At 73.2% G+C, this 17,787-nt stretch carries 21 protein-coding genes and 2 tRNA genes; 17 read left to right on the forward strand and 6 right to left on the reverse strand.

Annotated elements, in window-relative coordinates; translation table 11 throughout:
- The first annotated feature begins 406 nt into the window (after positions 1–406).
- Positions 407–775 (forward strand): DUF3039 domain-containing protein, encoded by a 369-nt coding sequence (locus D1825_RS05920; protein ID WP_199721510.1) that lies wholly within the window; start codon positions 407–409, stop codon positions 773–775.
- Complete coding sequence (locus D1825_RS05925) at positions 772–2,634, forward strand: DEAD/DEAH box helicase (RefSeq protein WP_407643303.1); 1,863 nt, start codon at positions 772–774, stop codon at positions 2,632–2,634. Before D1825_RS05920 ends, D1825_RS05925 begins: the two co-directional genes overlap by 4 nt.
- A 3-nt stretch (positions 2,635–2,637) precedes the next feature.
- Here the strand turns inward: D1825_RS05925 and D1825_RS05930 are convergent, their stop codons facing one another.
- Positions 2,638–3,432, reverse strand: coding sequence for an SDR family NAD(P)-dependent oxidoreductase (locus D1825_RS05930; RefSeq protein WP_118766543.1), 795 nt, complete (start codon positions 3,430–3,432; stop codon positions 2,638–2,640).
- A 269-nt stretch (positions 3,433–3,701) separates the two neighbouring features.
- Between D1825_RS05930 and D1825_RS18405 the strand changes: the two genes are divergently transcribed.
- Complete coding sequence (locus D1825_RS18405; protein ID WP_138067478.1) at positions 3,702–3,857, forward strand: DUF4175 domain-containing protein; 156 nt, start codon at positions 3,702–3,704, stop codon at positions 3,855–3,857.
- A 16-nt stretch (positions 3,858–3,873) separates the two neighbouring features.
- Here D1825_RS18405 and D1825_RS05935 read toward each other — a convergent pair whose 3' ends face one another.
- Positions 3,874–5,271, reverse strand: a complete 1,398-nt coding sequence (locus tag D1825_RS05935; RefSeq protein ID WP_118766525.1) for a nicotinate phosphoribosyltransferase — start codon at positions 5,269–5,271, stop codon at positions 3,874–3,876.
- Between the two features lie 34 nt (positions 5,272–5,305).
- Between D1825_RS05935 and clpS the strand changes: the two genes are divergently transcribed.
- From clpS to D1825_RS05970, 7 genes are read left to right on the forward strand one after another with little or no spacing between them, the layout of a single operon-like run.
- A complete protein-coding gene (clpS, locus tag D1825_RS05940) occupies positions 5,306–5,599 on the forward strand; it encodes an ATP-dependent Clp protease adapter ClpS (protein WP_118766526.1) in 294 nt (97 codons plus the stop codon).
- Positions 5,596–6,216, forward strand: a complete 621-nt coding sequence (locus D1825_RS05945; protein WP_118766527.1) for a DUF2017 domain-containing protein — start codon at positions 5,596–5,598, stop codon at positions 6,214–6,216. The genes clpS and D1825_RS05945 overlap by 4 nt, the downstream gene beginning before the upstream one ends.
- Before the next feature lie 10 nt (positions 6,217–6,226).
- On the forward strand, positions 6,227–7,042 hold the full coding sequence (gene murI / locus D1825_RS05950; RefSeq protein WP_118766528.1) for a glutamate racemase: 816 nt from the start codon (positions 6,227–6,229) through the stop codon (positions 7,040–7,042).
- Positions 7,039–7,824 carry an MBL fold metallo-hydrolase gene (locus tag D1825_RS05955; protein ID WP_118766529.1) on the forward strand — a complete coding sequence of 262 codons (786 nt, stop codon included), beginning with the start codon at positions 7,039–7,041 and terminating at the stop codon, positions 7,822–7,824. Before murI ends, D1825_RS05955 begins: the two co-directional genes overlap by 4 nt.
- A gap of 31 nt (positions 7,825–7,855) precedes the next feature.
- Positions 7,856–8,641: a ribonuclease PH gene (gene rph, locus D1825_RS05960; protein WP_118766530.1), complete on the forward strand. Its 786-nt coding sequence runs from the start codon at positions 7,856–7,858 to the stop codon at positions 8,639–8,641.
- Positions 8,638–9,252: an RdgB/HAM1 family non-canonical purine NTP pyrophosphatase gene (gene rdgB, locus D1825_RS05965; RefSeq protein ID WP_118766531.1), complete on the forward strand. Its 615-nt coding sequence runs from the start codon at positions 8,638–8,640 to the stop codon at positions 9,250–9,252. The genes rph and rdgB overlap by 4 nt, the downstream gene beginning before the upstream one ends.
- Positions 9,245–10,927: an ABC-F family ATP-binding cassette domain-containing protein gene (locus D1825_RS05970; RefSeq protein WP_118766532.1), complete on the forward strand. Its 1,683-nt coding sequence runs from the start codon at positions 9,245–9,247 to the stop codon at positions 10,925–10,927. Before rdgB ends, D1825_RS05970 begins: the two co-directional genes overlap by 8 nt.
- Here the strand turns inward: D1825_RS05970 and D1825_RS05975 are convergent.
- The gene (locus tag D1825_RS05975; protein ID WP_118766533.1) at positions 10,922–11,470 is read right to left on the reverse strand and encodes an NUDIX hydrolase family protein; all 549 of its coding nucleotides are present in this window, start codon (positions 11,468–11,470) and stop codon (positions 10,922–10,924) included. The two genes, D1825_RS05970 and D1825_RS05975, sit on opposite strands and share 6 nt — an antisense overlap.
- A gap of 153 nt (positions 11,471–11,623) precedes the next feature.
- Between D1825_RS05975 and trxA the strand changes: the two genes are divergently transcribed.
- Positions 11,624–11,989 carry a thioredoxin gene (gene trxA, locus D1825_RS05980; RefSeq protein WP_118766534.1) on the forward strand — a complete coding sequence of 122 codons (366 nt, stop codon included), beginning with the start codon at positions 11,624–11,626 and terminating at the stop codon, positions 11,987–11,989.
- Positions 11,990–12,050: 61 nt separating this feature from the next.
- Here trxA and D1825_RS05985 read toward each other — a convergent pair whose 3' ends face one another.
- The 3 genes from D1825_RS05985 to bcp all read right to left on the reverse strand — a co-directional run bounded on the left by D1825_RS05985 (position 12,051) and on the right by bcp (position 13,129).
- The gene (locus tag D1825_RS05985; RefSeq protein ID WP_118766535.1) at positions 12,051–12,464 is read right to left on the reverse strand and encodes an immunoglobulin domain-containing protein; all 414 of its coding nucleotides are present in this window, start codon (positions 12,462–12,464) and stop codon (positions 12,051–12,053) included.
- A gap of 80 nt (positions 12,465–12,544) precedes the next feature.
- A tRNA-Leu gene (locus D1825_RS05990) sits at positions 12,545–12,630 on the reverse strand.
- Positions 12,631–12,661: 31 nt separating this feature from the next.
- Positions 12,662–13,129 (reverse strand): thioredoxin-dependent thiol peroxidase, encoded by a 468-nt coding sequence (gene bcp, locus D1825_RS05995; protein WP_118766536.1) that lies wholly within the window; start codon positions 13,127–13,129, stop codon positions 12,662–12,664.
- 102 nt (positions 13,130–13,231) lie between these two features.
- On the opposite strand from bcp, the gene D1825_RS06000 reads away from it, so the two are divergent.
- From D1825_RS06000 to D1825_RS06025, 6 genes are all read left to right on the forward strand, one after another.
- A complete protein-coding gene (locus tag D1825_RS06000) occupies positions 13,232–13,528 on the forward strand; it encodes a GroES family chaperonin (protein WP_118766537.1) in 297 nt (98 codons plus the stop codon).
- An 80-nt stretch (positions 13,529–13,608) separates the two neighbouring features.
- Positions 13,609–13,684 (forward strand) — tRNA-Lys (locus D1825_RS06005).
- Between the two features lie 62 nt (positions 13,685–13,746).
- Entirely contained in the window at positions 13,747–14,319 is a 573-nt protein-coding gene (locus D1825_RS06010) for a hypothetical protein (protein ID WP_118766538.1), read from the forward strand.
- 9 nt (positions 14,320–14,328) lie between these two features.
- Complete coding sequence (locus D1825_RS06015) at positions 14,329–15,846, forward strand: outer membrane protein assembly factor BamB family protein (protein ID WP_118766539.1); 1,518 nt, start codon at positions 14,329–14,331, stop codon at positions 15,844–15,846.
- Between the two features lie 23 nt (positions 15,847–15,869).
- Positions 15,870–17,342 (forward strand): outer membrane protein assembly factor BamB family protein, encoded by a 1,473-nt coding sequence (locus D1825_RS06020; protein WP_118766540.1) that lies wholly within the window; start codon positions 15,870–15,872, stop codon positions 17,340–17,342.
- A 40-nt stretch (positions 17,343–17,382) separates the two neighbouring features.
- Positions 17,383–17,787: hypothetical protein (locus D1825_RS06025; protein ID WP_233549658.1), on the forward strand; the 405-nt coding region annotated here is incomplete at its 3' end.

A 17,787-nucleotide genomic window follows, 5' to 3' on the forward strand; every position in this document is an offset into this window, starting at 1 on the left:
CGCGGCCCCCGCGGAGCTCCCGCGCGCCCGCGGCCCACGCGCGCCCGCGGCCCGCTCCCGCGCGCTCCGTTCGCCGAGCGCGCGTCAAGCGGACCGAGCGCCGGTGGCGCGCCGTACGCGCTCGGCCCGTACGACCCGCGCTCGCCGGATGAGGTGGCAGCGGGACGCCGCCGCGGGCCGGCTGCGCGATGCGCGAGCGCGTCGATGGCCGGTGCCTCGGCCGCAGCGTCCCCGGTCGTGCGCTCGTCGCCGAGCGCGCGTCCAGCGGCTCGAGCGCGGGTGGCGCGCCGTACGCGCTCGGGCCGTACGACACGCGCTCGGCAGGGAACGGGGCGAGCGGGGGCGACCGGGGCGGGGCGGTGGAAGGGCTGATTCGGTGTCGGGGGGTCGACGTACACTTCTCGCCATGAGTGAGCCCCTGCCGCAGCCCGCGCCCGTCGACCCGAGCGGACCGGATCAGGGGACCGCCACGAGCGTCCTGGAGCGCCAGGAGACGACCGAGCAGGTCGAGCCCGGCGACCACGAGCGGTTCGCGCACTACGTGCGCAAGGAGAAGATCATGGCGTCCGCGATGAGCGGCAAGCCGGTGATCGCGCTCTGCGGCAAGGTGTGGGTGCCGGGTCGTGACCCGAACAAGTTCCCCGTGTGCCCCGTGTGCAAGGAGATCTACGACGGTCTGCGCGAGCCGCAGGACGGCGACGACAAGGGCTCCGGTGACAAGGGGTCCGGCGACGGCGGCGGTCGTCGATTCGGCTTCGGCCGCGGCGGCAAGTGAGCGGCGCCCCGCGCCCGTCGTCCTCCTCCCAGCCCGCGGACCTGTTCGCCGCCCACGCAGCGCCTGCGCCGAGCACGCACGCGTCCGCGTCGGCGGCTGAGCACCTGCCGCCGGCGTTCCCGAGCCGCGCGCCGTGGGGGACGGCCGGCAAGCTGCGCGCCTGGCAGGCCGAGGCGATCGAGCGCTACCGCGACGCGTCGCCGCGGGACTTCCTCGCGGTCGCCACACCCGGCGCCGGCAAGACGACCTTCGCGCTGCGGATCGCCACCGAGCTGCTGCAGGCCCGGATCGTGCGCCGCGTGACGGTCGTCGCGCCCACCGAGCACCTCAAGCGCCAGTGGGCCGACGCTGCTGCGCGCGTCGGCATCAAGCTCGACCCGAACTTCAGCAACGCCCAGGGCCGCCACGGTCACGGTTTCGACGGGGTCGCTGTCACCTACGCGCAGGTGGCCAGCAAGCCCGCGCTGCACGCCGCCCGCACGTCCGCCGCGCCGACGCTGGTGATCCTCGACGAGGTCCATCACGGCGGCGACGCGCTGTCCTGGGGCGACGCGGTGCGCGAGTCCTTCGAGGGCGCGACTCGGCGGCTCGCGCTGACCGGGACGCCGTTCCGCTCGGACACCGCCGCGATTCCGTTCGTGCGCTACGACCGCGACGAGCACGGCATTCGGCGCAGCGCCGCCGACTACACCTACGGCTACGGCGACGCGCTGCGCGACCACGTCGTCCGCCCGGTGATCTTCCTGTCGTACAGCGGGTCGATGCGGTGGCGGACCAAGGCGGGCGACGAGATCAGCGCGCGCCTGGGCGAGCCGCTGACCAAGGACATGACCGCGCAGGCCTGGCGCACCGCGCTGGACCCGAACGGCGAGTGGATCCCGAGCGTGCTCGCCGCGGCGGACCGCCGACTCACCGAGGTGCGTCGAGTGGTCCCCGACGCGGGCGCCATGATCATCGCGACCGACCAGACCGACGCGCGGGCCTACGCGGGCCACCTGGCACGGCTGACGGGGGAGTCGCCGACCGTCGTGCTGTCCGACGACGACGGCGCGAGCGACCGGATCGACGCGTTCTCCGCCGGCGACTCGCGCTGGATGGTCGCGGTGCGGATGGTCTCCGAGGGCGTCGACGTGCCGCGGCTGGCCGTGGGCGTGTACGCGACGAGCACCGCGACGCCCCTGTTCTTCGCCCAGGCGGTCGGCCGGTTCGTGCGCGCGCGACGCCGCGGGGAGACCGCCTCGGTGTTCCTGCCGTCGGTGCCGCAGCTGCTGGGCCTGGCCAACACGCTCGAGCTCGAGCGGGACCACGCGCTCGACCGGCCCAAGACGGCCGAGGAGCAGGGCGCCGACTACAACGCCGAGGACGCGCTGCTCGCGGCCGCGAACTCCGAGCGCAACGGGGCCGACGCACTCGGCCCTGACGGCAAGATGGGCGCGTTCGAGGCGCTCGAGGCGCAGGCGTCGTTCGACCGCGTGCTGTTCGACGGCGGCGAGTTCGGCACGGGCGCGGAGGTCGGGTCCGACGAGGAGCTCGACTTCCTGGGCCTTCCCGGCCTGCTCGACGCCGACCAGGTCTCCGAGCTGCTCCGCCAGCGACAGGCCGACCAGGTCAGCGGCAAGCGCCGGGCGGCGGCGGCAGCGGTCCCGGTCGAGGAGATGGACCACCGCAAGCAGGCCGAGCTGCGCAAGGAGCTCGCGCAGCTCGTCGGCGCGTGGGCGCGCCGCAGCGGCCAGCCGCACGGCTCGGTGCACTCCGAGCTGCGTCGCCGCTGCGGAGGGCCCGAGGTCGCGCTGGCCGATCCCGACCAGCTCACGGGGCGCATCGCGATGCTGCGCGGCTGGTTCGTCGGCAAGAAGTAGGTCTTACGGCAGGATCGAGTCCACGTAGCCGCCGTCGACCCGCACCGCGGCACCCGTCGTCGCCGAGGCGAGCGGCGAGGCCAGGTAGGCGACGAGGTGCGCGATCTCCTCGGGCTCGATGAGCCGGCCGAGCAGCGACTGCGGCCGGTGCAGGCGCATGAACTCGCGCTGGGCGTCCTCCCACGGCAGCGAACGGTCGACGAGCTGGTAGACGAAGTCCTCCACGCCGCCCGTGTGCGTCGGACCGGCGATCACCGAGTTCACGGTGACGCCCGTGCCCGCGGCCTCCTTGGCGAAGCCGCGTGACACCGCGAGCAGGGCCGTCTTCGAGGTGCCGTAGTGGACCATCTCGCGCGGGATGACGACCGCCGAGTCCGAGGCGATGTCGATGACGCGACCCCAGCCGCGTGCGGTCATGCCCGGCAGGTAGGTCCGGATCAGGCGCACCGCGCTGAGCACGTTGACGTCGAAGTAGCGCCGCCACTCGTCGTCGTTGATGTCGAGCGCAGGGACGGCCTCGAAGATCCCGAGGTTGTTGACGAGCACGTCGACCTCGGGAAGCACGGCGAGCAGCGCGGCGACGCCCTCGGCGGTCGTGACGTCGGCGGGTGCTTCCACGAGGTCGGCGTCGGCGACGTCCGTGCGGATCGCGGCGCTCGCGCGGGCGACCGACTCGGGGCTGCGGCCGTTGACCGCGACGCGTGCGCCGGCCGAGGCGAGGGTCGTCGCGATGGCGAGCCCGATGCCCTGCGTGGACCCCGTGACGAGGGCCGTGCGGCCGGCCAGGTCGATCTGCAGTGCGGTCATCTGTCCTCCTGAATCAATTCGCCCTACGCCTAATGCGTGCGCGGCGACAAGGCCTGTCTCACGATGTGAAATGCCGCCGAAAGTGCGTTTCCGCAGGTCAGCGTCCTGGACGCGTGCCCACATAGCACCAGTGCACCGACGTGCAACTTTTTCACCCCGGGTGCGGAGCGCTCCCACCACTGCCAGCCTTGAGTCGTGTCAAGGGCCCCGGGTACCCCCGGATCGCCCTCTCGGTGACTCACGAACGAAAGGGTCAACCCATGCCCCTCTGGCTCATCCTCATCATCGTCGGTGCCATCCTCGTCGTCCTCGGTATCGGCGGCGTCGGCTCGTTCCTCCTCTGGATCGGCGTGGCCGTCCTCGTCGTCAGCCTGATCCTCGCCCTCGTCGGGCGTGGGCGGAGCAGCAGGATCTAGTCAGCTCGCCGGGCGATCACGCCCCGAGCTCCAGCTTGACCGTCGGCACCGCGGCCTCGTCGGCCGACAGCCGCCGCGCACCGCGCGGCAGCTCGTCCCGCGAGGCGCGGTGCCGACGTGCTGCGGCCTCCACGCCGCCGGCACCGACCCACGCAGGGTCCACCACGCCGTCCGCCACGAGCGGCACGTGCAGCGGCCTGAGCCGCCCCCCAGAACCAGCAGACGCAGAACCAGCAGAACCCCCCGACGCGTCGGGGAGGTCGCCAGCGTCGTCGGCCTCCTCGGCGTCTGGCCACGCGCGCACGAGCACGTCCCGCCCCTCGACGAGCACCTCGGCGACCGCCCGGCCCTCGGCGTCCAGCCGCCGCGCCGCGCCCTTGCGCCCACCGACGCTCGTCTTGTCCCGCGACGCCTTGGCGACCGGCGCGAGCTCGCCGTCCGCGCCCTCACGAGCCACGAGCTTGTAGACCATGCCGCAGGTCGGCGCGCCCGATCCGGTGACCAGCGACGTCCCGACGCCGTAGACGTCGACCGGCGCGACGGCCAGGGCGGCGATCGCGTACTCGTCGAGGTCGGAGGTCACGACGATCTTCGTCTCCCGGGCGCCCGCCTCGTCGAGCTGGTGGCGCACCTCGGCGGCGAGCCCGCCCAGGTCGCCCGAGTCGAGCCGCACCGCGCCGAGCCCGGTCCCCGCCGCGGCGAGCGCGCGCTCGACCCCGCGGTGCACGTCGTAGGTGTCGACGAGCAGGGTCGTGCCGGCGCCGAGCGAGGCGACCTGCGCGGCGAACGCGGCCTCCTCGTCGTCGTGCAGCAGCGTGAAGGCGTGCGCGGCCGTGCCGATCGTCGGCAGCCCGTACCGGCGCCCGGCCTCGAGGTTGGACGTCCCGACGAACCCGCCGACGACGGCCGCACGGGCCGCCGCCACCGCAGCCTGCTCGTGGGCACGGCGCGAGCCCATCTCGAGGCACGGCCGGTCCACGGCGGCGCTCGTCATGCGCGAGGCAGCGGACGCGATCGCGGAGTCGAAGTTGAGGATCGACAGCGCGAGGGTCTCGAGCAGCACGGCCTCGGCGAACGTCCCCTCGACGACGAGCACGGGGGAGGACGGGAAGAACACCTCGCCCTCGGCGTACCCGACGATCGAGCCCGTGAACCGGTAGTCGGCCAGGTAGGCGAGCGTGCGGTCGTCGACCACGCCCTCGGCGGCCAGCCAGTCGAGCTCGGTGGTGCCGAAGCGGAACGTCTCCAGCGCCTCGAGGAAGCGCCCGGTGCCGGCGACGACCCCGTAGCGGCGGCCGTGCGGCAGGCGCCGCGTGAAGACCTCGAACACGCAGCGGCGGTCTGCGGTGCCGTCGGCGAGGGCGGCCTGCAGCATCGTGAGCTCGTACCGGTCGGTGAGCAGCGCGGTCGACATACGGCTCAACCTAGAGGCTGCCTAGAGTGGGCGCGTGCCCGTGATCACAGCGCCCGAGGAGACCGCCGAGGCAGCGACCGACGCGGCCGTCGCCGACCCGTGGGTGACGATCGTCTGGAACGACCCCGTCAACCTCATGACCTATGTGACCTACGTGTTCGAGACGTACTTCGGCCACCCCCGCGCCAAGGCCGAGAAGCTCATGAAGCAGGTGCACCAGGAGGGGCGCGCGGTGGTCTCGACGGGCTCGCTCGAGACCATGGAGGTCGACGTGCAGGCCATGCACGGGTTCGGGCTGTGGGCCACGCTCCAGCGCAGCGGCCAGTGAAGGCGTTTCGCCGCGCCCGCGGGGCGTACGTCGCGCGGCTGACCGACGACGAGCGCTACGTGCTGGCCGCCGCGGCGTCCGACGTCGCCTCGATGCTGGACGACGACGAGGCGCCCGCGACCGACGACCTGCTCGCCGGTCTCGCCCACGACCTGGCCCGGCCCACGCCGCGGCCCGACGATCCCGCCGTGCGCCGGCTCCTGCCGGACGCGAGCCGCGACGACGAGGAGCTCGCCGCCGAGTTCCGCCGCCTGACCCAGGCGGACCTGCGGGCGAGCAAGTCGGCGGGCCTGCGCAGGCTCGCCGCGGTGCTGACCGACCGGCCGGGCAAGCGCCCGTCCGAGGTGGTCGTCGACCGGTCCGAGGCCCGCGCGCTGGCCTCCGCGATCACCGACATCCGCCTCGTGATCGCCGAGCGGCTCGAGATCCGGACCGACGAGCAGGCCGAGGCGATCTACGACGTGGACGCCGTGCCCGAGGGCGCCCGCCAGCTCGTCGCGATCTACGGCGCGCTGTCGTGGATGCAGGAGTCGTTGGTCACGCTCATGCTCGACGACGCCCGCGCCGCGTCCGACGTCACACCTCCTGACCCGTCGTCGGGCGGGCCCTCCCGCTAGGCTCGGCCGGGTGAACGACGCCCCCATCGGGATCTTCGACTCAGGCGTCGGGGGTCTGACGGTCGCGAGGTCCATCCTCGACCAGCTGCCCCACGAGTCGACCGTGTACATCGGCGACACCCTCAACACCCCGTACGGCAGCAAGCCGCTCGCGGCGGTCCGCGCCCACGCGCTCGAGGTCATGGACGACCTGGTCGATGCGGGCGTCAAGCTGCTCGTCATCGCGTGCAACACCGCGTCGTCGGCCATGCTGCGCGACGCGCGCGAGCGGTACACGCTGCGCCGCGGCATCCCCGTCGTCGAGGTGATCCTGCCCGCCGCCCGCCGCGCCGTGGCCGCCACGCGCTCGGGCCGGATCGGCGTCATCGCCACCAAGTCGACCGTCGAGTCCCGCTCGTACGACGACGCGTTCGCGGTGGCCCCGGGGGTGCGTCTCATCACCCAGGCGTGCCCGGAGTTCGTGCCGCTGGTCGAGGCTGGCATCACCTCGGGCCCGGACGTGCTGGCGCTCGCGCACGAGTACCTGGACCCGGTGCGCGAGGCGGGCGTCGACACCCTCGTGCTCGGCTGCACGCACTACCCGCTGCTGACCGGCGCGATCTCCTACGTCATGGGCGAGGACGTCACGCTCGTCTCGAGTGCCGAGGAGACCGCCAAGGACGTGTACCGCACGCTCGTCGCGCACGACCTGGAGCGCGACCCCGCCGCCGGACCCGCCGAGCACCGCTTCCTCGCGACGGGCGACCCCGTCGGTTTCCAGACTCTCGCGCGCCGGTTCCTCGGCCCCGAGGTAGGCCTCGTCGAGCCGCGGGCGGCTCTGCGATGAGGCTCGTCGTCCTCGGCTGCGCCGGCTCCTACCCGAGCCCGACGTCGGCGGCTTCGGGGTACCTCGTCCAGGCCGACGATGCCTCCGGCCGGACCTGGAGCGTCCTGCTGGACCTCGGCAACGGGGCGCTCGGGCCGCTGCAGAAGTACGGCGACCCGACCGCGCTGGACGCCATTGCGCTCAGCCACCTGCACTCGGACCACGTCGCCGACATGGTGGTGCTCAACGTGCTGCGCCGCTACCGGCCCGGCGGCCCGCTCGACGCCGTCGACGTGTGGGGCCCGACCGGCACCGCCGAGCGGCTCACCCAGATCGCCGGCTCCGACCCCGCCACGGACGTCGGCGGCCAGTTCCGGTTCCACGAGTGGGACCCGGCCGCGCCCGTCGTCGTCGGCCCCCTGACCCTGACGCCCGTGCCCGTGCTGCACCCCGTGCCCGCGTTCGGCATCCGCGTGCAGGGGCCGTCCGACGAGGACCCGGCCCGGACCGTGACGCTCGCCTACACGGGCGACACCGACGCGTGCGACGGCCTCGACAGGCTCGCGGCGGCCGACCTGCTGCTCTCCGAGGCCGCCTTCATCGAGGGCCGCGACGACGCGGTGCGCGGCGTGCACCTGACGGGCCGCCGCGCGGGCGCGGCGGCGTCGACGGGTGGCTCGGGCCGCCTCGTCCTCACGCACCTGCCGGCCTGGACGCCCGCCGAGACCGTGGTCGCCGAGGCACGGGAGACGTACGCCGGACCGGTCGACGTCGCCGAGCCCGGGGCCACGTACGTGCTCTGAGGCTGTCGGTCTGCTTCGTTAGGCTCTGCGCATGACTTCCCCCACCACCGCCTCCGTGCGCGCCGACGGCCGCGCCGCCGACGAGCTCCGCCCCATCACGATCACGCGCCGCTTCCTGAGCGCGGGCGAGGGCAGCGTGCTCGTCGAGTTCGGCAACACCAAGGTGCTGTGCGTCGCCTCGTTCACCGAGGGCGTGCCGCGCTGGCGCAAGGGCTCGGGCGAGGGCTGGGTGACCGCCGAGTACTCGATGCTGCCGCGCGCCACGGACAGCCGCTCCGACCGTGAGTCCGTGCGCGGCAAGGTCGGCGGGCGCACGCACGAGATCTCCCGCCTGATCGGGCGCTCGCTGCGCGCGATCATCGACGTCTCCGCGCTCGGCGAGAACACGATCGTGCTCGACTGCGACGTGCTCCAGGCCGACGGCGGCACGCGCACCGCGGCGATCACGGGCGCGTACGTCGCGCTCGCCGACGCCGTCGACTGGGCCCAGGGCAAGCGCCTCATCAAGCCCGGCCGCACGGTGCTGACCGACTCGGTCGCGGCCGTCAGCGTCGGCATCATCGACGGCGTCCCGATGCTCGACCTGCCCTACGTCGAGGACGTGCGCGCCGAGACGGACATGAACGTCGTCGTCACCGGCTCGGGCACCTTCGTCGAGGTGCAGGGCACGGCCGAGCACGCGCCGTTCGACCGCGCCGAGCTCGACGCGCTGCTCGACCTGGCCGTCGGCGGCACCGCCACGCTCTCCGCGCTGCAGCAGGCCGCGCTCGCCGCGGCGCCCGGCGACGGGTCCGCGACCCGCGCGGTGACCGCGTGAGCCCACGCCTGGTGCTCGCGACCCACAACGCGCACAAGGTCGGCGAGCTGCGCGCGATCCTCGCGCCCGTGCTCCCCGAGCTCGCGGGCGACGACGTGGTGGGCGCGCGGGACGTGGGCGCGCCCGAGCCCGTCGAGGACGGCGTGACGTTCGAGGCGAACGCGCTCATCAAGGCGCGTGCGCTCGCGGCGTTCACCGGGTTGCCCGCGGTCGCGGACGACTCGGGCCTCGCGGTCGACGTGCTGGGCGGCGCTCCCGGGATCTTCTCCGCGCGCTGGTCCGGCCGGCACGGGGACGACGCGGCGAACCTCGCGCTGCTGCTCGCGCAGGTCTCGGACATCGCTCCCGAGCACCGGGGCGCGCGCTTCGTGTGCGCCGCCGCGCTGGTGACGCCCGACGGCTTCGAGCACGTCGAGACGGGTGCCCTCGTCGGGACGCTGACGTTCGAGCCGCGCGGCGCGGGCGGGTTCGGCTACGACCCCGCGCTCGTCCCGCTGGGCGAGAGCCGCACGTGCGCCGAGCTGAGCCCCGACGAGAAGAACGCGATCAGTCACCGCGGGCAGGCCTTCCGGGCGCTCGCGCCCGTGATCGCCCGCGTGCTGCGTGGCTGAGCCCGTCTGCGTCGTCGCCCGGGGAATCACGTTCGGCTACCCCGGGCGGCCCGTGCTGGACGGGCTCGACCTCGTGGTCTCCGCGGGGGAGCGCCTCGGCCTCGTCGGCGAGAACGGGGCAGGCAAGACCACGCTGCTGCGCGTCCTGGCGGGCTCGCTGGCGCCGATGGCCGGTTCGGTGTCGAGGGTCGGCTCGCTGGCCGTCGTCGACCAGGAGCTCGACGTGCCGCCGGGGACCACGGTCGGGACGCTCGTCGAGCAGACCTCCGCCGCAACCCGGGCCGTCGCCGACGAGCTCGAGGCTGCGATCGCGGGCTTCGACCACGAGAGCGGCGACCTCGGCGCCTACGCCGACGCGATGACCCGCTACGAGCAGCTGGCGGCCTGGGACGTCGACCGACGGATCGACGAGGCGCTCACCCGGTTCGGCGCTCCCCGCGACGTGTCGCGTGAGCTCGCGACCCTCAGCGTCGGGGAGCGGTACCGCGCGCGGCTGGCGTGCCGGATCGCCGAGCGATCGGACGTGCTCCTGCTCGACGAGCCCACCAACCACCTCGACGCCGCGGGGATCGACTACCTCACGGGGCGGCTGCAGCAGTGGGCGGGCGCGGTCGTCATCGTCACGCACGATCGCCGGCTGCTCGACGACGTCATGACGGCGATCCTCGACCTCGACCCCGCGATGGACGGCCGCCCGGCGCTCTACGGCGCGACGAGGTACGCCGACTACCGGTTCGCCAAGGACCGCATGCTGCTGCGCTGGCGCGCCCGCTACCGCGCGGAGCGCAAGCGTGCCCTCGTCCTGGCCGCGCAGCTCGACCGGTCGTACGAGGGGCTGTCCGACGGGTGGCGCCCGCCCAAGGGGTCGAACAAGAACCGCCGCGCGACGCACGCCCGCGGCCACGTGAAGGCGGCCGACCGGCTGGTCGAGAAGCTCAAGGCTGAGGCCGTCGAGGTGCCCGTGCCGCCGCTGTCGCTCGCGTTCCCGGACCTGCCCTCCCTGCCGCGACGTGCCTCGACAGGCGCCGACCTCGACCGGCCGCTCGACCCCGCGGCCGACCGCGCCGCGGCCCACGCCGGCCCGCTGCTCGAGATCCGCGCACCGCGCGTCGAGGGCCGGGTCGACCTGCCCGGACGCCGCATCGACATCGGCGCGTGCGGCCGGCTCCTCGTCGTCGGGCCCAACGGCTCGGGCAAGTCCACGCTGCTCGCCGCGCTGGCCGGGACGGTGGACCTGGACCGGGGAACCCGCGTCCTCGCACCCGGCGTCCGGCTCGGCGTGCTGGCGCAGGAGGGGCCGGCTGAGCACGCCGCCGAGCCCACGACCAGCGCGTTCGACGCCTACGCGCGCCATGCGCTGCGGCTCCTGGAGTCGGGGGTGCTCGACCCGGACCAGCTGGTCCCCGTCGCGGCACTCGGCCTGCTGACGGAGGACGACCTCGACCGGCCGTTGCGCGAGCTGTCGGTCGGCCAGCGTCGCCGGTTCGACCTCGCGTGCGCGCTGCTCGCGGCGCCGCACCTGCTGATCCTCGACGAGCCGACCAACCACCTGTCGGTCGGGCTGGTCGACGAGCTGACGGCCGCGCTGCGGCTCACGTCCGCCGCGGTCGTCGTCGCGACCCACGACCGGCGCATGCGCGCCGACCTGGCCGACTGGCCGGTGCTCGAGCTATAGCCGGCCGACGTGGGCCATCGCCTGGCGCAGCAGCACGCCCTGCCCGCCGTTCATCTCCACCTGCACCTGCTCGGCGCACGCCTCCTCGGGCGTGAGCCAGGCCAGATCGATCGCGTCGTGCTGGGGCAGGCAGTCGCCCAGGACGGGCACGACGTAGGCGAGCGAGACCGCGTGCTGGCGGGGGTCGTGGTACGCCGTGACGCCGGGCGTCGGGAAGTACTCGGCGACCGTGAAGGGCTGTGGCGAGGCCGGGATCTGCGGCAGCGCAACCGGTCCCAGGTCCTTCTCGATGTGCCGCACGAGGGCGTCGCGCACGCGCTCGTGGTACATCACGCGGCCCGAGATCAGCGCCCGGGACATCACGCCCTCGCGCGTCACGCGCAGGAGCAGGCCGACCGCGATCACGTCGCCGGAGTCGTCCACGCGCACGGGGATGGCGTCGACGTAGACGATCGGCATCGAGCGGCGCACCTGGGCGATCTCGTCGCCGCTGAGCCACCCGTCGGGTCGCTCGGGTACGGGGAACTCGGCGGAAGCGGTCACCGCTCGTTTCTACCCCGAGCGCGCGCGACGCGCCTCCAGGCGCGCAGGGGGTGGGCGAAAGATGGCGTTCGCCGTGCGCGAGTGCGCGGGCCTGGGAATAGTCGGGGGTGTCCAGGCGCTGAGGTGGCCGGACAACCGACACCGGGAGGAACCATGCCCACCACCACGCTGACCGCCGACACGATCGGCCAGACTATCAAGGACAACGAGATCGTCCTGATCGACTTCTGGGCCGAGTGGTGCGGCCCGTGCAAGCGCTTCGGTCCCGTCTTCGAGGCCTCGGCCGACGAGAACACCGAGATCGTGCACGCCAAGGTCGACACCGAGGCCGAGCAGGCGCTCGCCCAGGAGCTGCAGATCTTCTCCATCCCCACGCTGATGGCCTTCCGCGACGGGATCCTGGTCTTCAACCAGGCCGGCGCGCTGCCCGCCCCCGCGCTCGCGCAGGTGGTCGAGGCAGTCAAGGGTCTCGACATGGACGACGTGCGCGCGCAGATCGCCGCCGGCGCCAAGGAGTAGGACATACGACGAAGGCGGCGTTCCCCGACGAGGGGAGCGCCGCCTTCGTCGTGCGCCGGTGCTACTCGTGCACGGTCACGGTCGCCTCGCCGCGGGTGTCGTCGCCCACAGCGGCGACGATCCGTGCGCCTCCGGGCTTGGCGTCATCGGGCACGACCAGCCCCGTTGAGAACTGGCCGGCGCTGCTGACGTCCACCGTCGCCACCTCGTCGCCGTGGGTCGAGTCCTGGTACCAGAGGATCGAGGCCGTCGTCGTGCCGGCAGGGGCTCCATCGCCCGTGTCCGCGCACACCGCGAGGAACGCCGAACCCGTGAGCGTCACCCGCTCACCCGCGGCGACCTCGCTCGGGGACACGCTCACGGTCGGTGGGGCGCAGTCACCCTCCGAGCCGCCGTTCGAGCACCCTGCGAACGCGGTCGCCGCGCAGACGAGCCCCACGAGCCCGGCGGTGCGTCGCAGCGACCGAGCATCCATGGACCTACCCCCTGGGTCCGCATCGTCCGTCCGAGCGTGACGTTATCGGGGCGGGGAGCGGCTCGCTGCCGTTTCGTTCTTGGTGCGGGAGACGGGATTTGAACCCGCACGCCCTCTCGGGCACCAGGACCTAAACCTGGCGTGGCTGCCGTTTCACCACTCCCGCGTGCGCCGAGTCTTCCAGACCCGGCGGGGCGTCAGGCGACGCCGAGATCGCGCCGCAGCTTGGCCACGTGGCCGGTCGCGCGCACGTTGTACTGGGCGACCTCGACGCGGCCGTCGGCGCCGACGACGACCGTCGAACGGATCACGCCCGTGACGGTCTTGCCGTAGAGCTTCTTCTCGCCCCACGCGCCCCAGGCCTCGAGCACCTCGCGCGTCGGGTCGGACGCGAGCGGGAAGGTCAGCTGCTCGGCCTCGACGAACTTCGCGAGCTTGTCGACCTCGTCGGGCGAGATTCCCACGACCGCGTACCCGGCCGCCTGCAGCGAGGCGAGCGAGTCGCGGAAGTCGCAGGCCTCCTTGGTGCAGCCCGGCGTCATCGCCGCGGGGTAGAAGTACACGATGACGCGCTGCCCGCGCAGGTCCGCGAGGTGCACCCGGCCGCCGTCGGCGGTGGCCAGCGTGAAGTCGGGGGCGAGGTCGCCGGGGGCAAGACGAGGCACGGATCCTCCTGAGATCGAGTGGGCCCAGCCTACGGTCCGCACGCGGGTACGGTCGGATCCGTGAGTACCTCCACGCCCGAGCCCGGTGCCCTGCCCATCCGGATGCTCAACGACCGTTTGCTCGTCTCGCTCGACGCCGCGGCGGGGGAGCGGCGCTCGTCGGCCGGGATCGTCATCCCCGCGACGGCTGCGGTCGGCAAGCGGCTCGCGTGGGCCGACGTCGTCGCCACGGGCCAGCACGTGCGGCAGGTCGAGGTGGGCGACCGGGTGCTGTTCGACCCCGAGGAGCGCGCCGAGGTCGAGCTCGAGGGTGCGACGTACCTGCTCCTGCGGGAGAAGGACGTGCACGCCGTGGCCGCCCCGCGCAGCGCCGGCGCGGGCACGGGGCTGTACCTGTGAGGCTCGGTTCGTGACGCTCGTCACGAGGCGGGATCTCGATTGGCAACCTGGGCCAGAAGGCTGCTAACGTTCTGCACCGCGCGCCATTAGCTCAATTGGCAGAGCAGCTGACTCTTAATCAGCGGGTTCGGGGTTCGAGTCCCTGATGGCGCACCACCGAAGGCCCTTCACCAGCGGAAACGCGGGTGGGGGGCCTCCGTCGTATCGAGAGGAGTCCTGTGCACGCCGCCCGTGACCGCCTTCGCGCGATCCGTGCCTGGGTGCGCCGCCACCAGTTCGTCACGGCGGTGTCGGTGATGGGTCTGGCGCTGACCACGTTCTGCCTGGCGGTGCTGCCCGGCGACGTGGTTACGACGCACTTGGCGCGCGAGCTCGAGGTGCGTGGGGTCGGCGCGACCGTGACCGACGTCGTCGGCCACACGTCGACGTACCGTGGGAGCACGTCGCTCGACCGTGTCGACGTCGTGGTCGGGGACGAGGTCCGGGTACTGCGAGGGATCGACGAGTCGGTCACCGACGGCCTGCCCACCCACGGCTCTGCCCCGATGCCGGCTCGCAGCCGATATGGCGCCCCCTTGGACGTCCTCTGGCTCCCCGAGACCCCGGAGTCGGTGATGGCGCGGGTCGACCTGGCTGACTGGGACAACGGCGAGGTCGCTCAGACGAGTCTTGTTCTGGCCGCGTTGGGACTTGTTCCCGTGATCGCGAGCGCCGTGGTGCTCGCAGCGCGCGGCAACATCCGCCGTCGGGCGGCTGGCAAAGTCACCTCGGGCGGCCAGGTAGGGCGCTAGGGTCCCCGCATGGCGCGCGGGGGCGAGATGCAGGTGGTCGAGCTCGACGATGCGCCCGACGTCGCCCCTGACGAGGCCGACGACCGGCCGAGGCACGTGCGGTGGCGTCGGCCCATGGTCGTCGTGAGCGTCGTCGCGCTCGTCGGCGCGGCGCTCGCCGGCGGCCAGTGGGTGCTGGACGCACGCGAGCGTTCGGCGATCGCGGCGCTGGCCGGCATCCCGGGGGTGATCGCGCCGATCGACGGGGACCTCCGCGTACTTGGGACCGTGACGCCCGCCGAGCTCGGAGACCAGTTCGGCGGGAGTGGCGAGGTGACGAGCGCGACCGACGGCTCGCAGGCCTACCAGTGGTACGACCCCGCGTCCGGGGCGACGCTGTGGACCGCGCCGCTGCTCGGGCCCACCCCGCAGCTCGCGCACGACGAGGGTGATGACCAGTCGATCCGCTTCGCCACGTACTGCCAGCTCGGTGAGCACGCGGACGAGGACGACGACACCAGCCCGGCGAGACGCGTCATCTGCCTCGTCAGTGACGGCGGTGAGCAGGATGGCGGCGACTGGATGGGGACGCCGCTGCCGGTGACGACGACGCGGCTCGTCGTCCTCGACACCGAGGACGGCTCGGTGGTCACCGACCGGTCGATCGACGGAGGCCGGACGGTCGCGGTCACTCCCGGCCTCGCGATCGTCGCGGACCTCGTGGACAGCGCACCGGTGGTGACTGCGTACGACCTGGCGACCGGCGCGCAGGTGTGGCAGCGGGTGCTGCCGGTACCCACGGTGACGGCCGAGGACACGGACATCGGGTGGCACGACGCGTTCGTCAACGCCATCGGCCGGCGGATCGTCGTGCAGTCGCCGGTCAACCGTTTCACGTTGCTCGCGGACGACGGGCGGGTGCTGCGCGATGTCGACGCCGGTGAGCAAAGTGGCATCGTCAGCTGGTGGGTCGATGCCAGTACCCATCGGTTCATCTACTCGACGAGCGGCGGTGGCGGCGCGAGCACGCCGACCCTCGTGATCGATGACGCCGACCCGAGCAAGGACCGCCCGTTGATCGGGTCGCAGGTGTACATCGCCACCGACGACGGCAGCGTTCCCGGCCTCGTCCTGACAGGTGGCCGCAAGCTGTGGGCGTGGGACGCGGCATCCGGCAAGGAGTCCTGGTCGACGGATGACGGTCTGGCGAGCGACATCGGCCAGGCCATGGTCCTGCGTGGGGACGTGATCGTGACGTCGGCCAACGTCCTTGCGGCCTTCGACGGGAGGACCGGGAAGCAGCGCTGGACCCACGCGCTGGACGCCACCACAACGGTGACGAACCTGTTCACGGACGGGAGGAACATCTACGTCGAGCTGCAGACCGCGGACGGCGAGCTTCCTGTCCTGATCGGCTACGACCGCACGACCGGCGACGAGGCGGTGCACCAGGCGTACCCGGCCGGGATCGACGGCGTCTACCCCGCACTCGACGGGCGCCTGATCGGGCACGACCCGGCGACCGACCGCTACGTCGTGATCGGCTGAGGCGCGGCGGCTAGAGTCCGAGAATGGGGCACGGCGGTCGCATGCAGGAGGTCGAGATCCTCGACCTCCTGAGCGAGCCCGAGCTCGACGAAGGCCCGCCACCGCGACGCACGGGTCGGTGGGTGGCGCTCGGCGCCGTCGCGGCGGTCGTCGCCGTGCTGCTCGTCGGGCAGAGCGTCCTGGACGCACGCGAGCGGGCCGCGATCGCCGCCCTCGCGGACGTCCCCGGCGTCGTGGGCACGGTCGACGAGCACCTTCAGGTGATGCGCACGATTCCGAGCGACGCCGGCGCTGCGCTGTGGGGGCTCGGCGGGTCGGCTGTGCCAGGCTCGGACGGCAGCGTGTCGTACAGCTGGCTCGATCCGACCACGGGCGCGACGCTGTGGAACGCCCCGCTCCTGGGGCCAACGCCGGCGCTCGCCGACGTCGAGCACGTGTCTGGCCTGACGACGTGCGATCCCGAGGTGGCGACGGGTGCCACCGACGCGAGGGCGGCGACGCGCATCGTGTGCCTGGTGACCGACGGCGGCGTCGAGTACAGCGACGAGGGAGCGCCCAAGCTGCTGCCCGCCAAGGCGACCCGTCTGGTCGTCCTCGGCACGAAGGACGGCGGCGTCCTGGGCGACTGGCCGATCGACACCGCGGCGGCGAGCCTGGCGGTGCTCCCGGGCCTGGCGGTGCTCACGAGCACGCACGACGGTGCGACGGCCGCGACGGCGTACGACATCGGCACGGGCGAGCAGCGTTGGCGGACGGTGCTCAAGGACTCCAGGCCCTCCGACCAGTGGGTGAGCGCGTGGATCTCCCGCACCGACGACCGGCTCGTCGTCCAGGTGAGGGACAACCGCCAGATGGTGGTGTCGGCGGACGGCCGCGTGCTGCGGGATCTGACGAGCGCGCAGGGGAGCACCTTCCAGGGCTGGGCCAGCGACGACAGCGCGGGCCGGCTCATGGTCCTGGCGCAGGCCTCCGACGGCACGTCGACGATGACCGTCGTCGCTCCCGGCAGCGACCCGAGCCAGGACCGCGTGCTGGACGGCCAGCACGTGACCTTCGGCGTCGACGACGGGAGCGTGCCCGGCCTCGTGCTCACGACCGACGGGAAGATCCGGGCGTGGGACGTGCGCAGCGGCAAGGCGCTGTGGTCGAGCGACGTCGCGATGTTCGCCGACCAGGCGATGGTGCTGCGCGGCCGGGTCTTCGTCGGCACCGGTGACGCAGTCTCCGCGCTCGACGGGCGCACGGGCGAGACGCTGTGGACGCAGAAGAGCGAGTCGAGCCGGTACCTCGTCTCCCTGTTCACCGATGGCACGCACGTCTTGGCGTCGGTGGCTGCCGGTGGTGAGCTCCCCTCGGTGATCGTCGCGTATGTGCCGTCGTCCGGGGAGAAGGTGTTCCAGGCGGTCCTACCGTCGGGGATCGAGCAGGCGACGGTGTTCAACCACCAGCTCGTCGGGTACGACAGCGGCACGGGGGACTACGCGATCCTCCGCTGAACGGCCCCGCGTGCACCCCGCCGGGCGTTAAGGTCCCGCCATGGGGCACGGGGGCATGCAGGCGGTCGACCTCGACGAGGTCGTCGACGATGCCGACGTCGCGCCCGCCGCGAGGCCCCGACGCCCGCGTTGGTGGTGGGTTGTGGTCCCTGTCGCGCTGGCGCTGGTCGCCGGCCTCGTGGTGGGCCAGCGTGCGATCGACGACCGCGAGCGGGCTGTGATCGCCGACCTTGCCGACGTGCCGGGCGTCCTCGAACCCGTCGATGGGCATCTCGACGTCGTCGCGCGCGCGAAGGGCGTCGATGCGGCGTGGATGTTCACGCCGGACGGGGCCGTCGTCCAGGCATCCGACGGCTCCCAGGCCTACGTGTGGAGAGATCGGCACACCGGCGCAGTCAGTGGGACGGTGCCGCTCCTGGGGCCAACGCCTGCCCTCGCGGGCGGC

It is taken from the genome of Cellulomonas rhizosphaerae, assembly GCF_003470205.1.
Taxonomy (GTDB): Bacteria; Actinomycetota; Actinomycetes; order Actinomycetales; family Cellulomonadaceae; genus Cellulomonas; species Cellulomonas rhizosphaerae.